13 protein-coding genes are annotated in these 14,005 nt (G+C 68.1%); 4 read left to right on the top strand and 9 right to left on the bottom strand.

All coding sequences use genetic code 11. The features are described from left to right. Positions 1 to 3: 3 nt before the first annotated feature. Both INQ42_RS01220 and acs read right to left on the bottom strand, forming a co-directional pair. Complete coding sequence (locus INQ42_RS01220) at positions 4 to 669, bottom strand: response regulator transcription factor (protein ID WP_194034806.1); 666 nt, start codon at positions 667 to 669, stop codon at positions 4 to 6. Positions 670 to 750: 81 nt separating this feature from the next. Next, complete coding sequence (gene acs / locus INQ42_RS01215) at positions 751 to 2,706, bottom strand: acetate--CoA ligase (RefSeq protein WP_194034805.1); 1,956 nt, start codon at positions 2,704 to 2,706, stop codon at positions 751 to 753. A gap of 174 nt (positions 2,707 to 2,880) precedes the next feature. On the opposite strand from acs, the gene INQ42_RS01210 reads away from it, so the two are divergent. Beyond that, positions 2,881 to 4,287, top strand: coding sequence for a DcaP family trimeric outer membrane transporter (locus INQ42_RS01210; RefSeq protein ID WP_228064403.1), 1,407 nt, complete (start codon positions 2,881 to 2,883; stop codon positions 4,285 to 4,287). Between the two features lie 559 nt (positions 4,288 to 4,846). On the opposite strand, the gene INQ42_RS01205 is transcribed toward INQ42_RS01210, so the two are convergent. The 5 genes from INQ42_RS01205 to INQ42_RS01185 all read right to left on the bottom strand — a co-directional run bounded on the left by INQ42_RS01205 (position 4,847) and on the right by INQ42_RS01185 (position 9,035). Next, positions 4,847 to 5,290 carry a universal stress protein gene (locus tag INQ42_RS01205; RefSeq protein WP_194034804.1) on the bottom strand — a complete coding sequence of 148 codons (444 nt, stop codon included), beginning with the start codon at positions 5,288 to 5,290 and terminating at the stop codon, positions 4,847 to 4,849. A 45-nt stretch (positions 5,291 to 5,335) separates the two neighbouring features. After that, positions 5,336 to 6,994 (bottom strand): cation acetate symporter, encoded by a 1,659-nt coding sequence (locus INQ42_RS01200; RefSeq protein ID WP_194034803.1) that lies wholly within the window; start codon positions 6,992 to 6,994, stop codon positions 5,336 to 5,338. A gap of 8 nt (positions 6,995 to 7,002) precedes the next feature. Further along, positions 7,003 to 7,314, bottom strand: coding sequence for a DUF485 domain-containing protein (locus INQ42_RS01195; RefSeq protein WP_194034802.1), 312 nt, complete (start codon positions 7,312 to 7,314; stop codon positions 7,003 to 7,005). A gap of 159 nt (positions 7,315 to 7,473) precedes the next feature. Beyond that, positions 7,474 to 7,785: an EF-hand domain-containing protein gene (locus INQ42_RS01190; protein ID WP_194035687.1), complete on the bottom strand. Its 312-nt coding sequence runs from the start codon at positions 7,783 to 7,785 to the stop codon at positions 7,474 to 7,476. A 65-nt stretch (positions 7,786 to 7,850) separates the two neighbouring features. After that, positions 7,851 to 9,035, bottom strand: a complete 1,185-nt coding sequence (locus INQ42_RS01185) for a DesA family fatty acid desaturase (RefSeq protein ID WP_194034801.1) — start codon at positions 9,033 to 9,035, stop codon at positions 7,851 to 7,853. 219 nt (positions 9,036 to 9,254) lie between these two features. Between INQ42_RS01185 and mutM the strand changes: the two genes are divergently transcribed. From mutM to INQ42_RS01170, 3 genes are all read left to right on the top strand, one after another. Continuing rightward, positions 9,255 to 10,067: a bifunctional DNA-formamidopyrimidine glycosylase/DNA-(apurinic or apyrimidinic site) lyase gene (gene mutM / locus INQ42_RS01180; protein ID WP_194034800.1), complete on the top strand. Its 813-nt coding sequence runs from the start codon at positions 9,255 to 9,257 to the stop codon at positions 10,065 to 10,067. Positions 10,068 to 10,156: 89 nt separating this feature from the next. Further along, positions 10,157 to 10,729, top strand: coding sequence for an ECF-type sigma factor (locus INQ42_RS01175; protein WP_043958322.1), 573 nt, complete (start codon positions 10,157 to 10,159; stop codon positions 10,727 to 10,729). Positions 10,730 to 10,780: 51 nt separating this feature from the next. Continuing rightward, a complete protein-coding gene (locus tag INQ42_RS01170; RefSeq protein ID WP_194034799.1) occupies positions 10,781 to 12,718 on the top strand; it encodes a serine/threonine-protein kinase in 1,938 nt (645 codons plus the stop codon). Here INQ42_RS01170 and INQ42_RS01165 read toward each other — a convergent pair. Together INQ42_RS01165 and INQ42_RS01160 are read right to left on the bottom strand one after the other, a co-directional pair. Further along, positions 12,616 to 13,251, bottom strand: a complete 636-nt coding sequence (locus tag INQ42_RS01165; RefSeq protein WP_194034798.1) for a thymidine kinase — start codon at positions 13,249 to 13,251, stop codon at positions 12,616 to 12,618. The two genes, INQ42_RS01170 and INQ42_RS01165, sit on opposite strands and share 103 nt — an antisense overlap. 17 nt (positions 13,252 to 13,268) lie before the next feature. After that, positions 13,269 to 13,991, bottom strand: a complete 723-nt coding sequence (locus INQ42_RS01160; protein ID WP_194034797.1) for a sel1 repeat family protein — start codon at positions 13,989 to 13,991, stop codon at positions 13,269 to 13,271. Positions 13,992 to 14,005 lie beyond the last annotated feature (14 nt).

Below are 14,005 nucleotides of genomic sequence, written 5' to 3'. Positions count from 1 at the left end.
CCGCTAATCCTCGTCGGGCGGCAACGCGATGCTGCCCGGATCCAGCGCCAGCCGACCGGCGATCAATACGGCCTGGGTGCGGTTGTTGGCGCCCAGCTTGCGCAGGATCGCGGTGACGTGCGCCTTGATGGTCGCCTCCGAGACGCCCAGCTCGTAGCCGACCTGCTTGTTGAGCAGGCCCGAGCCGATCATCTGCAGCACCCGGAACTGCTGCGGGGTGAGATCGCGCAGGCGGCGGGCGGCATCGCGCTCCTCCGGGTTGGCCGCCGGGGCATTGAACGCGGCCGGCGGCGCCCAGCGATCGCCGTCGAGCACCGCGGTGATCGCCTCGGCCAGGGTCGCGGCATCGGCGGACTTGGGGATGAAGCCGACCGCCCCGTGGTCCAGCGCACGGCGCATCACCGCGGGTTCCTCGCGCGCGGAGACCACCACGACCGGCAGCTGCGGATGGATCGAGCGCAGGTGCACCAGCGCGCTAAACCCCTGCGCGCCTGGCATGTTGAGATCCAGCAGCAACAGGTCGGCATCGGGCTCCGCGTCGACCAGCGTGTAGAGCGCGTCGACACTGTCCGCCTCGTGCAGGCTCGCGCCTGGCATCACCCGCGCGACGACCCCGCGCAGCGCCTCGCGGAACAGCGGGTGGTCATCGGCGATCAGCAGCGTTGGCATCGGCGGACTCCGCCTTTCCCGGCCGGCGCGCAAAGGCCGGGCCGGGAAAGGATGTCGTGACGGCAGGCGGATGGCCGTGGGTCACTCGGGGATGTAGCGCTCCTTGACCAGCGAATCCACCACCGAAGGATCGGCCAGGGTGCTGGTGTCGCCCAGCTGGTCGGGCGCGTTCTCGGCGATCTTGCGCAGGATCCGCCGCATGATCTTGCCCGAGCGGGTCTTGGGCAGGCCGGGCGCCCACTGCAGGTGGTCGATGGAGGCGATGGGACCGATCTCGGCGCGCACGTGGCGGATCAGCTCGACCCGCAGCTCGTCGCTGGCCACCTCGCCGGCGATCAGGGTTACGTAGACGTAGATGCCCTGGCCCTTCAGGTCATGCGGGAAACCGACCACCGCGGCCTCGGCAACCTTGTCGTGCGAGACCAGCGCGCTCTCCACCTCCGCGGTGCCGATGCGGTGCCCGCTGACGTTGATCACGTCGTCCACGCGGCCGGTGATCCAGTAGTCGCCGTCGGCATCGCGCCGGCAGCCGTCACCGGTGAAGTAGGTGCCCGGATAGGTCTTGAAATAGGTGTCGATGAAGCGCTGGTGGTCGCCGTAGATGCTGCGCGACTGGCTCGGCCAGGAGTCGGTGATCACCAGGTTGCCCGAGCCCTCGCCTTCGATGAAGTTGCCGTTGGTGTCGACGATCGCGGGCTTGACGCCGAAGAAGGGGTTGGTCGCGCAGCCCGGCTTGAGGTCGGTCGCGCCGGGCAGCGGCGAGATCAGGATGCCGCCGTTCTCGGTCTGCCACCAGGTATCGACGATCGGGCAACGGCCCTCGCCGACCACGTCGTGGTACCAGCGCCAGGCCTCGGGGTTGATCGGCTCGCCGACGCTGCCCAGCAGGCGCAGGGACTTGCGCGAGGTCGCCTTCACCGGCCCCTCGCCTTCGCGCATCAGCGCGCGGATCGCGGTCGGCGCCGTGTAGAAGGTGGTGACCTGGTGCTTGTCCACAACCTGCCAGAAGCGCGACATGTCGGGGTAGTTGGGCACGCCCTCGAAGATCAGCGAAGTCGCGCCATTGGCCAGCGGCCCGTAGACGATGTAGCTGTGGCCGGTGACCCAGCCGACATCGGCGGTGCACCAGTACACGTCGTCCTCGCGCAGGTCGAAGATGGTCTCGTGGGTGTAGCTGACATAGACCAGATAGCCGCCGGTGGTGTGCAGCACGCCCTTGGGTTTGCCGGTGCTGCCGGAGGTGTAGAGGATGAACAGCGGGTCCTCCGCGTTCATGCGTTCCGGCTCGCAGGCCTCGGGCTGCCCGTCAACCACCGCGTCGTACCAGCGGTCGCGCGGCATCTGCATGTCGACCGCAGCGCCGGTGTGGCGCACCACCAGGACGGTCTCCACGGTATTGGTGCCTGGCAGCTTGAGCGCCGCATCGACGTTGACCTTCAGCTTCACCTTGCGGCCACCGCGCAGGCCCTCGTCGGCGGTGATGATCAGCTTGCTGCCGCTGTCGGAGACCCGGTCGGCGATCGAGTTGGCCGCAAAACCGCCAAACACCACCATGTGCACCGCGCCGATGCGGGCGCAGGCGAGCATCGCGATCGCCGCCTCGGGGATCATCGGCAGGTAGATGGTGACCCGGTCGCCCTTGCCGATACCCAGCGCGCGCAATGCATTGGCCAGCTTGCACACGCGCTGGTGCAGCTCGCGGTAGCTGATGCGCTCGGCCGGCGTGTCCGGGCTGTCGGGCTCGAAGATGAGCGCGGTCTTGTCACCGCGGGTCTCCAGGTGCCGGTCCAGGCAGTTCCCGCTGACGTTGAGCTCGCCGTCCTCGTACCAGCGGATGCGGAAGTCGGCCAGGTCGAAGCTGGTGTTCTTGATCTTCGTGGGCGTCTTCATCCACTCCAGGCGCTCGGCCACGCCGGCCCAGAACCCGTCCGGATCGTCCAGCGACTGCTTGTACAGCGCCTGGTACTGCTCCCGATTGACGCGCGTGTTGGCAGCGAAGTCGGCCGGCACTGGGTAGATGTCCCGGGGAATGTTCATGGGCGTGGCCTCCTGAGCGGTTCGTCCCTGTCGAGTGTGCCGCATCCAGTCGCGGCGCGGTTTAGACCTTGGTCTAGGCACGCGTGAATGCGCACGTTTTACGCATACCCTCCAAAACAGGTGGCCGGCAGCCCGTCGGCAACCCGTCACCTGGCGGAAGCCGTGGAGGGAAACATGCCCCGATCCAACCGCGCCGGCACCACCGGCGCATCGACGCAATGGGGTCGCCGGCCGCTGGCCGCCGCGATGCTGCTTGCTCTGCTTGCTCCCGGCGTGGCGCTGGCGCAGACCGACCGCGAGCAGGCACTGGAGGCCCGCGTGGCCGAGCTGGAGCGGCTGGTCGAGCAGATGCTGGCGCAGCAGCCACTCGCCGATACCGGCGCCACCGGGCTCCGAACGACGCCGGTACCGGCAACCCAACCGGTCGCCACCGCGCCGCCGGCCAGACCCGCCCAGACCGCCGCTATCCAGACCACCACGATCACCCCGCAGGCCAACCCCGGCACCCGCTTCACCGTCGGCGGCATGATCCGCGTCGACGCGATGTCGACCAGCACCAGCGACGGCGAGATCGCCAAGAGCACCGCCGGACGCGATTTCTACGTGCCTGGCGCGATCCCGGTCGGCGGCGATGGCGGCGACGCCTACCTCGACAGCCACGTCAAATTCTCGCGCCTGTGGTTCGACGCCAGCACCGAGCTGGATTCGGGCGACACGTTGGGCGCGCGTTTCGAGCTGGACTTCTTCGGCGGCTCGCTGGGCAACACGGCGGCGACCAACACCTATGGCGCGACCATCCGCCATGCCTACCTGACCTGGAACCGGCTGCTGGTCGGCCAGACCTGGTCCAACTTCATGGACACCGCGGCCCTGCTCGACTCGGTCGACTTCGTCGGCCCCACCGATGCGGTGGTGTTCGTGCGCCAGCCGCAGATCCGCTACACCAGCGGTCCCTTCAGCGTGTCGCTGGAAAACCCGGAAACCACGGTGCAGCCCTTTGGCGGCGGTCCGCGCGTGATCAGCGGCGACAACAGCGTGCCCGACCTGATCGCCCGCTACACCGGCAAGGGCGACTGGGGCCACTTCAGCGTGGCCGGCATGGCGCGGCAGCTCAAGCACGAGCCCGTCGCCGGCAGCGCCGAGAGCACCACCGGCTTCGCCGCCTCCGTCAGCGGGCTGGTCAAGCTCGGCGACAGCACCGACTTGCGTTACCAGGCGACCGGCGGCGAAGGTTTCGGGCGTTACATCGGCCTGGCCACCGTGCAGCAGGATGCGATGGTCGACGCCAGCGGCAACCTCGACGCGCTCGGCGGCTGGGCCGCGTACGCCGGTCTGCGCCATGCGTTCAGCCCGCAGCTTCGCGGCAACCTCTACTACGCGCGCTCGCAGTGGGACAACCGGACCGACCTGACCGGCCTGGGGGTCACCCGGCGGGTGCATTCGGCGCACGCCAACCTGATCTGGTCGCCGGTGCCCAAGCTCGATCTGGGCATCGAGGCGATCTGGGGGGAGCGCACGCTGGAATCCGGTACGGACGGCGAGCTGGTGCGCCTGCACACTCTGGCCCGCTACACCTTCTGAATCTGCCGGCTGAGCTGCTGGAGTACACGAGCGGCCCCGGGCCCACACGCGTGGGTCCGGTTTTTGGTGCTCTGGTTTTTCAGTGAGCCGGAACGTCGCGACGGACTGCGGCGATGCCGGGGACGGGTGGGCCTGCCGTTGAGGGCGAATGTCCCCCGGCGACAGCCTTCGGCCGTCGCCTCCTCCTTTATTTCGCCCTCAACGGCAAGCCCACCCGTCTTGCGGGGGTACGCGGGGGCCCCTTGTGAAAGCCCGACTTTCAGCGGATAGACGCCCCACCCGGCCCACCGAGCCCCGTCGTGGCCGGGAGGTCTTCGTAGCGAAGTAAAGGAGGAGGCCTTCGCCGGCAGGCGGAGGCCGGGGGACATGAGCGGCGAAGACCTGCCGGCCGCGGCGGGCGGGACGACGGGGCCCCACACGCTCGTCGTGGTCGGGAGGTCTTCGCAGCGAAGTAAAGGGAGGAGGCCTTCGCCGGCAGGCGGAGGCCGGGGGACATGAGCAGCGAAGACCTCCCGGCCGCGGCGGGGCCCACCAGCTCGCATCGAACAAATCGAGACCCTCAGCGCACCACCAACACCGGAATGGTGCTGTGCGCGATCACTGCGTTGGTCTGGCTGCCGATCAGCAGCCGGTTCAGGCCGCGGCGGCCGTGGCTCGCCATGACGATCAGGTCCGCCCCGCGCCCCGCGGCGGTTTCCAGGATCGCGTCGGCCGGGTAGCGCTCGGCGACGTAGACCGACTCGTGGCGTACGCCGAGCTGATCGGCTCGCGCGCCCGCGGCGGCCAGCACCTCGTTGGCCTGGTCGGTGACGTGGGTCCGGTATTCCTCCAGCATGCTCGCCGAGCCGCCCCACACCACCCCCGCGTCCGCCGGTGTCCAGCGCTCGGACGCCGTGACGATGGTCACCTGCGCGCCCACCGCTGCCGCCAGCTCCAGTCCCTGCTCCAGTCCCTTGCCCGCCAGCTCCGAGCCGTCGGTCGCAATCACTATGTGCTTGTACATGGCGTCATCGCTCCTTTGTCTGTAGACCGAGGGTAGCTCCCCGCGTCAATGGTCGCTTGCCGACGAGGCACCGATACCGGTCTCGCTGCGCACGCGCAGCGCATCGAAGGCGGCGCGTTCGCGATCCGCCCGCGGGCTGCGGTCCAGCACCGAGAACAGCCAGATCGCGATGAACGCCAGCGGGATCGACAGGATGCCCGGATTCGGAAACGGCACGATCGGCTCGGCGAAGTGGAACACGTCCACCCACACGGTCTTGCTCAGGGTCACCCACGCCGTCGCCACCACCAGGCCGATGAATCCACCGATCGTCGCGCCCATCGTTGTGCAGCCGCGCCAGGCGATCGACAGCACCAGCACCGGGAAGTTGGCACTGGCGGCGATCGCGAAGGCCAGGCCGACCATGAAGGCGACGTTCTGGTTCTCGAACACGATGCCCAGCAGGATCGCGATCACGCCCAGGGTCACCGTGGAGATGCGCGAGATCTTCATCTGCTGCTTCTCCGTCGCCCGGCCGCGGGCAAACACGTTGGCGTACAGGTCATGCGAGATCGCCGCCGCACCGGCCAGGGTCAGCCCGGCCACCACCGCCACGATGGTGGCGAAGGTTACCGCCGCCAGGAAGCCCAGCAACAGGCTGCCTCCGACCGCGTTGGCCAGGTGCACCGCCACCATGTTGGTCCCGCCGACCAGCCCGTTGATGATGTCGATGCTGCCGTCGGGATTGGCGGTGAAGTACTCCGGGTGCTGGTACAGCAGGGCGATGCCGCCGAAACCGATGATGAAGGTCAGCAGGTAAAAGTAGCCGATGAACGAGCTCGCGTAGATCACCGAGCGGCGCGCTTCCTTGGCGTTGGGCACGGTGAAGAAGCGCATCAGGATGTGCGGCAGCCCCGCGGTGCCGAAGGCCAGCGCGAGTCCGAGCGAGAGCGCGTTGAGCGGGTTGGCACTGACCTGTGAGCCCGGGGCCATGATCGCGAGCCCGTTGGGGTGGATGCGCACCGCCTCGGCCAGCATCGCGTCGGGATTGAAGCTGAAGGCCTTCAGCACCAGGAACGCCATCAGCGTCGCGCCGATCAGCATCAGCACCGCCTTGATGATCTGCACCCAGGTGGTCGCGGTCATGCCGCCGAACGCCACGTACATGATCATCAGCACGCCGACGATGGACACCGCCAGCTCGTAGCGGATGCCGAACAGCAGCACGATGAGTTTGCCGGCGCCGACCATCTGCGCGATCAGGTACAGCGCGATCACCAGCAAGGAGGCGCTCGCCGCCAGCACGCGCAGCGGCGTTTCCGACAGCCGGTAGGAGGTCACGTCGGCGAAGTTGTAGCGACCCAGGTTGCGCAGCCGCTCGGCGATCAGGAACATCACCACCGGCCAGCCGAACAGGAAGCCGATCGCGTAGATCATGCCGTCAAAGCCGCTGACGTAGACCATGCCGGCGATGCCCAGGAACGACGCCGCCGACAGGTAATCGCCGGCGATCGCCAGGCCGTTCTGGAAGCCGGTGATGCCGCCGCCGGCGGTATAGAAATCCGACGTGGTCTTGGTGCGCTTGGCCGCCCACCAGGTAATGAACATCGTGCCGACGATGAACACCAGGAACATGACGATCGCCGAGGTGTTGGCCTGCCCCTTGGTGGCAGCGAAAGCCGGCAGGGGAAGCAGGGCAGCGAGGGCCGCCGCGAGGACTGCCATGGCGGCCCTCATTTCACGTCCCTCACGATGGCGTCGATCAACGGGTCGTAGTACTTGTTGGACAGGTGCACGAAAGCGGAAATCATCACCACCGCGCTGACCGCAACAATGATCGCCGTCAACACCCCCACGCTCATGGTGTAGCCCGGTCCGATGGGCCGGGCGAACACTTCCGGCCAATAGGCCAGGGTCAGGATGAAGCCGGCATACACCACCAGCATGAGCAGGAAAAACCAGAGGCTGGTGCGGCCGCGCCTGCGCGTCAGTTCCTGGAACTTGGGGTGAGCGAGCACCCGTTCGACCACGTTGTTCGCCTGCATCGCACGTCCTCCCAAGTGAATGGCCGCGCCCCGGATCGACCCGTGCGATTGGACGCTGCGAGGCCGGTCGGGACGGTTGCCATCAAAATGTAGGAGGTGCCCACGGGGGCGGACAGACGACTTTGGTAGTAGGCGGCCCCCGGCGGACCGCCAGGCTGGCTACTGCGGCGGCGCAGCAAGCTCGGTCGCGCTGAGGAACCCGTCGTGGTTGACGTCCTGGCGCTGGAATCGCGCGGTCAGGCGGGCGATGTGCTGGCTGCGCGTGATCGGCGTCCCCTTGCCGCCGGGCTGCTCGGCCGGATCCAGGACGCCATCGCCATTGGCATCCATCGCATCGAACGCATAGCTCATCCAGGCCAGGTACTCCTCCAGCGAGACCCGGCCGTCACCGTTGGCGTCCATGCGTTGCAGGTAGTCGCCGGTGGTCTCGACCCTGGCTTGCGCGGACGCCGGGCTCGATAGCCACGCCATCGCGGCCAGTCCCGTCGCCAGCAACGGGACCGCCAAAGCGCGCCGCCGGTGACGGCCCGCGACGCTCACGCCTGCGCCGGCACCAGGGTGTAGCCCTTCAGGCGCGCAGAGAACTGCTGCAGCGCCTGGTTGCCGGTGGCCTCGGCCTCCACGCACCAGTCGTGCAGTTTCTGCAGCGTGACCTGCGCATCGTGCGAGCGCTCGTCCAGGACCTGCTGCAGGCGCTGGCGATACTCGGCCAGCGTCGCCATGTGCGGACGGTCCGCCAGCCAGGCCTGCAGGCGGGCGCGTTTCTCGTCATCCAGCCAGCGACCGCCATCGGCCAGCCCCTTGCGCAGCTTGCGCGGCAGCTTCTCGTCATTGGCGCGCAGGGTCGGCAGGGTGACCTTGCGGTAGTAGTCGGTCATCGCCTGGAAGCGGATCGCCAGCAGGGCCTTGAGTGTTTCCCGGTCCGGCATGCTGATGTTCGGCCGCACGTCCAGCGTCGGCGCGACCCGCAGCACCTTGGCCAGGCCGACGCTCTGCAGCGCCCGGATCACCGTCCAGCCGATGTCGAACTCGAACTTGCGCAGCGCAAACTTGGCCGAGCTCGGGAACGCGTGGTGGTTGTTGTGCAGCTCCTCACCGCCGATCCAGAACGCCCAAGGGGTGATGTTGGTCGCCTTGTCGGTGGTCTCGAAGTTACGGTAGCCCCACCAGTGTCCGATGCCGTTGACCACGCCCGCGGCCCAGAACGGGATCCACAGCATCTGGATCGCCCAGACCGCCACGCCGGCAAACCCGAACAACCCGAAGTTGATGAACAGCAGCAGGGTCGGGCCGAGAGTCGCGTGCGGAGTATACAGGTGGCGCTCGATCCAGTCGTCCGGGCAGCCCTTGCCGTATTTTTCGATGGACGCACGGTCGCTGCGGGCCTCGCGGTAGAGCTCCACGCCGCGCCAGAACACGTTGCCGATGCCCTTGGTCAGCGGGCTGTGCGGATCTTCCTCGGTCTCGCAGGTGGCGTGGTGCTTGCGATGGATCGCCACCCACTCGCGGGTGATCATCGACGTGGTCAACCAGGTCCAGAAACGGAAGAAGTGGTTGATCGCCGGGTGGAATTCGACACCGCGATGGGTCATCGAGCGGTGCAGGTAGAGGGTGACGGCAAAGATGGTCAGCTGGGTGGCGACCAACAGGTAGACGGCGAGCGCGCCCCAACTGGGCTGCAGCAGGCCACCGGCGAAAAAGTCGAGCAGGGAAGCGGGCATTTCATGACTCCGGGAGAGGGCACCGGGCGCTTGCCCGGATCATCCGGCGAGGCAGAGCCCCAGCGGAATCAACGATAATGACATGCCAATGCACAACTGTGCATTGACACCATTCATGTGAATGCGGGCGCGGAGCGCGCAGGCAAGGCGGCGACGTGAACCGTTCAGCGCCGCGACGGTTTGGACTGCGCATGGGTCGCTGCGCCGTAGACTGTGCGCATGCCAGAGCTACCCGAAGTCGAGACCACCCGCGCTGCCCTCGCGCCGCACCTGACCGGACGGACGGTCACTGCCGCAACCCTGCGCCGAACCGACCTGCGTTGGCCGATCGCACCGGAGATCACCAGCCTGCTGCCGGGCCGGCGCATCCTGGAGGTGCGCCGGCGTGCCAAATACCTGTTGCTGGACACGAGCGTGGGCAGCGCGCTGCTGCATCTGGGGATGTCGGGCAGTCTGCGGGTCATCCCGGCGCACGTACCGGCACGCCCGCACGACCACGTCGACCTGCTCCTGGACAACGAACGCGTGCTGCGGATGCACGATCCGCGTCGTTTTGGCAGCGTGCTCTGGCAGGCGCCCGGCAGCGTCCATCCCTTGTTGGCGGCGCTCGGCCCGGAGCCGCTGTCGGATGCGTTCACCGGGGACTACCTGTATGCGCTGAGCCGCGGACGCCGCGCACCCGTGAAAGCTTTCCTGATGGACCAGTCCGTGGTGGTCGGAGTCGGCAACATCTACGCCGCCGAGGCCCTGTTCGCGGCCGGGATATCGCCGCTGCGGTCCGCCGAGCGGATTTCCAGGGAGCGCTACCGCCTGCTGGTGACGGAAATCCGCCGGGTACTGGAATCGGCGATCACGCAGGGCGGAACGACGCTGCGCGACTATGTCAGCCCGGACGGAAACAGCGGGTATTTCGTGCAACAACTGGCCGTCTACGGCCGCGGTGGCAAGCCCTGCCGAAACTGCGGCAGGCCACTCAGGCAGGCGGCGATCGGACAAAGAACCAGTGTCTGGTGCAGCCACTGCCAGCGCTGACGCGGCGCTGCTTGTAGGGGTTTCCCCCACCCTTTCGTGACATCCATCACAAAGCGCTATATTGGGCGTTACAAGGAAGGGACGTGGACATGGCCGACAGCGGCGATATTACCCAGCTCCTGCAGGAAGCCCGTGGCGGGGGCCGCGGCGCACTCGATGAAGTGCTCTCGGCCCTTTATCACGAGCTGCACGGCATGGCCCGGCGCCAGTTGGCCGAGCAGCGCGGCCAGACCCTCGACGCGACCGCGCTCGTGCACGAGGCCTATCTGAAGCTGTGGGGCAAGCGCGAAGCGCAGTTCGACGACCGCGCACACTTCTTCGCGTATGCCGCCACCGCGATGCGCTCGGTGGTGGTGGACTACGCGCGTCAGCGCCTGGCGCAGAAGCGCGGCGGCGATCTTCACCGCGTCACCGACCTGCCTGAGGATCTGGAAGGCGGCATCCGGCTGGACGACGAGATGCTGGCGTTGGACATCGCCCTGACCCGCCTCACCCAGGTCGATCCCAAGCTCGCGCAGCTGGTGGAACTGCGTTACTTCGGCGGGCTCTCGGAACCGGAAATCTCCGCGGTGATGGACCGCTCCGAGCGCAGCATCCGGCGCGACTGGCAGAAGGCACGCGTGTTCCTGCTGGCTTCGCTGCGCGACGCACCACAAGACTGACGTCCGGGGTACTGCTCGCGCAACACGCCCGGACCGCATTGGGGAAGCCTCATGGACCCTGCACGCTGGCAACGGATCTCCCCCCTGCTCGACGAGTTGTTCGGGCTGGACGCGGTCGATCGCGAGCGGCGCCTGCGCGCGGTGCGTGCGGAGGACCCGGAGCTGGCCGAGGAGCTGGCGGCGCTGATCGCGCTGGATGAGGACGAGAGCTTCCTCTCCGAGCCGGCACTGAAACCCAGCCAGCTGGTCATGCCCGGCCGCCAGGTCGGCCCCTACCGGCTGGAACACCTGCTGGGCGAGGGTGGCATGGGACAGGTCTGGCTGGCCTCGCGCGCGGACGGGCTCTACCAGCGCCGGGTAGGCCTGAAGCTGCTGCGGCCGGGCCTGGTGGACACCAATTTGCGCCTGCGCTTCACCCGCGAGCGCCAGATCCTCGCCCGACTCGCCCACCCGCACATCGCCCGCCTGCTGGACGCCGGCATCAGCAGCGAGGGCCTGCCCTACCTCGCCCTGGAATACATCGACGGCATTCCCATCACCGATTACTGCCGCGAGCACGACACGCCACTGGCGACGCGACTGCAGATGTTCGAGCAGGTCTGCGCCGCGGTCAGCCATGCCCACGCCAACCTGATCGTCCATCGCGACCTGAAACCTTCCAATATCCTGGTGACCCCGGCGGGCGATGTGCGCCTGCTCGATTTCGGCATCGCCAAGCTGCTCGACAGCGACAGCGGTCCCGAGCGCACCCGTACCGGTACCCGCGCGTTCACCCTGCACTACGCCGCCCCCGAGCAGATCCGCGGCGAACCGGTCACCACGATGACCGACGTCTATTCACTCGGCGTGGTGCTGTACGAACTGCTCGTGGACGCCAAGCCCTACCGCCCGAACCGCGGGAGCGATGCCGCCTGGGAGGAGTCGATCCTGCTGCACGATCCGGTGCGGCCCTCGCAGGCGGTTCTGCATCCCAGTGGTGCATCCCCCCGGGGGGAAGCGCACGACCCGCATGCCTTGCGCCGGCGCGCACGGACCCTCGCGGGGGATCTGGACAACATCGTCCTGAAGGCGCTTTCCAAACCGCCCGAGCGGCGCTACCCGTCGGTGGAGGCGCTCGCGCAGGACCTGCTTCGCTACGCCAGCGGTCGGCCGGTGCGCGCACGCGCGCAGAGCTGGCGCTACCGGATGGGCAAGTTCGTCGGTCGCCACCGCTGGCAGCTCGCCACCGGCACGCTCACCACGGCCGTCGTCGTGATCGCGCTGGTAATGGGACTGTGGCAATCCCGCCAGGCGGTCGCCGAGGCGGCGCGCGCGCAGGCCATCCAGGCGTTCATGATCGGCGTGCTGGAAAGTGCCGGCGGGACCCGCGAGGGTGAGCCAATGGACATGCGCGCGCTGCTGGCGACCGCGGTGGAGCGGGGCGAACGTGAGCTGGCGGACCAGCCGGGCGCGCTCGCCGAGGTCCTTGGGGTAGTCGCCGGCCTGCACGTCAGCCTGGACGAGCCGCTGCAGGCACAGGAACTGCTGGACCGCCAGGCGCTCCTGCTGGGCGCGATGCACCCGATCCCGGAGCAACTCGGACTGGACGCGATCACCCAACGCGGAAGGGTGGCCGAACTGCTCGGCGATCCCTCCGGTTGCATCGAAGTCATGCAACCTGCCCTTGCACGCATCGCCGAGCATCCGCTGGCATTGCCGCTGCCCACCGCGGCCTTCCGTGCGCAACTGTCGCGTTGCCGGATCGCCCTCGCGCGCACCCAGCGGTCCGAGCCGCTTTTCCAGCGCGTCGCGTCGCTCGACGGCGGCGCTGCGTCCCCAAGCGTGCCCGACGAACGCCTGGAACGGCTGACGGCGATCCTGCAGGGCGCGCAGCAGGACCCTCGGTGTCAGTCCTTGCCCGGCGGCAAGGACAGCGAGGGCTGCAACGGGTCGATCGAACCCTCGCCGCGGACCACCTTCTTGTACTCGGCGCGCGATACCGACAGGTAGCGCTCGTTGCCGCCGATCTCGACCTGGGGTCCGTCGCGCACCGCGCGGCCCTGCGCATCCACCCGCACGGTCATCGTCGCCTTGCTGCCGCTGTGGCAGATCGTCTTGATCTCGCTGATCTCATCGGCCCAGGCCAGCAGGTACTGGCTGCCCTCGAACAGCTCGCCGCGGAAGTCCGTGCGCAGGCCGTAGCACAGCACCGGGATACCGAAGGCGTCCACCACCTCGCTCAGCTGCCAGACCTGCGGCTTGTGCAGGAACTGAGCCTCGTCCACCAGCACGCAGTGCAACTCGCCGTGTGCGGCGATGTCGGCCGTGACCAACGACTGCAGGTCCTGCTCGGGAGTGAACGTGGTCGCCGCAGCGCTCAGGCCGATGCGCGAGGCCACCGTGCCGCTGCCGGCGCGGCTGTCCAGCTGCGGCGCCAGGATCAACACCCGCATCCCGCGCTCGCGGTAGTTGTGTGCCGACTGCAGCAGGTTGGTGGTCTTGCCGGCGTTCATCGCCGAATAGTAGAAATAGAGCTTCGCCATGCCGGCATTTTAGGCGATCACGACCCGGGTTCCCGTCTGGGCAGGACCTCGGTCTCACCCACGTTGACGGTGCCCACGCGCGGGTTCATCCAGATGCTGTCCTGCCACGCGGCGTACTGCCTGGGGTCCCAGTAGCGCTCGTCGTGGAACTTGGATCCGTCGATGGTGATCGACTCCCCGGCCGGGCCGGTGGTGACGATCTTCAGCGAGCCGACAAACCCCGTGCGGCTGCCGGTGACGCGACTGCGCGCTCGCCTGAGAACCGCTGCCATCCGCGGCTGGGCCACCGCATCGCCGTAGCGCGCGTAGACCGCCTGGCCCTCGACCACCGCGCGCTCGCGCTCGGCCGCGTCCAGCTGCTCCCAGTACTGCTCGCGGAAGCGCAGGAAACCGCGGTAGCCGCGCTCGGCGGCCAGGTCCATCCATGCGTAGGCCAGTGGCCGGTCCACGTCGGTGCCGCGGCCCTGCCACAGCATCTCGCCGACCATCGCCTGGGACGCCTTGTCAGCGTAAAGGCTGGCGCGACGGAAGTACGCCAGCGCGTCCTGCAGGCGGCCGTCATCGAGCGCCTTCTGGCCCTCGATGCGGTAGTTCAGGTCGGGGTGGCCGGCCAGGAAACCCGCGGAAAGCATCACCGGATCGTCCACCGGATCCTCCGCCGGCGGCGCCGCAACGGCGGTGAAAGCAAGTGCGAACAGTGTCGATGCCAGCAGTGCGCGCAACAGCAGCCGAGGGAGCATCCGTGATCCTTGAG

This window comes from Lysobacter avium (assembly GCF_015209745.1).
In the GTDB taxonomy this organism is placed as follows: domain Bacteria; phylum Pseudomonadota; class Gammaproteobacteria; order Xanthomonadales; family Xanthomonadaceae; genus Novilysobacter; species Novilysobacter avium.
Note: the sequence above shows the minus strand (reverse complement) of the source record. Positions and strands in the feature narration are given on the sequence as shown.

Bases quoted from the DNA above. Each gene is read 5' to 3' on its own strand.
- INQ42_RS01160 (WP_194034797.1), bottom strand. From the start codon at position 13,991: ATGCTCCCTCGGCTGCTGTTGCGCGCACTGCTGGCATCGACACTGTTC.
- acs (WP_194034805.1), bottom strand. From the start codon at position 2,706: ATGAACATTCCCCGGGACATCTACCCAGTGCCGGCCGACTTCGCTGCC.
- INQ42_RS01195 (WP_194034802.1), bottom strand. From the start codon at position 7,314: ATGCAGGCGAACAACGTGGTCGAACGGGTGCTCGCTCACCCCAAGTTC.
- INQ42_RS01170 (WP_194034799.1), top strand. From the start codon at position 10,781: ATGGACCCTGCACGCTGGCAACGGATCTCCCCCCTGCTCGACGAGTTG.
- INQ42_RS01205 (WP_194034804.1), bottom strand. From the start codon at position 5,290: ATGTACAAGCACATAGTGATTGCGACCGACGGCTCGGAGCTGGCGGGC.
- mutM (WP_194034800.1), top strand. From the start codon at position 9,255: ATGCCAGAGCTACCCGAAGTCGAGACCACCCGCGCTGCCCTCGCGCCG.
- INQ42_RS01210 (WP_228064403.1), top strand. From the start codon at position 2,881: ATGCCCCGATCCAACCGCGCCGGCACCACCGGCGCATCGACGCAATGG.
- INQ42_RS01165 (WP_194034798.1), bottom strand. From the start codon at position 13,251: ATGGCGAAGCTCTATTTCTACTATTCGGCGATGAACGCCGGCAAGACC.
- INQ42_RS01200 (WP_194034803.1), bottom strand. From the start codon at position 6,994: ATGGCAGTCCTCGCGGCGGCCCTCGCTGCCCTGCTTCCCCTGCCGGCT.
- INQ42_RS01190 (WP_194035687.1), bottom strand. From the start codon at position 7,785: ATGGCGTGGCTATCGAGCCCGGCGTCCGCGCAAGCCAGGGTCGAGACC.
- INQ42_RS01185 (WP_194034801.1), bottom strand. From the start codon at position 9,035: ATGCCCGCTTCCCTGCTCGACTTTTTCGCCGGTGGCCTGCTGCAGCCC.
- INQ42_RS01175 (WP_043958322.1), top strand. From the start codon at position 10,157: ATGGCCGACAGCGGCGATATTACCCAGCTCCTGCAGGAAGCCCGTGGC.
- INQ42_RS01220 (WP_194034806.1), bottom strand. From the start codon at position 669: ATGCCAACGCTGCTGATCGCCGATGACCACCCGCTGTTCCGCGAGGCG.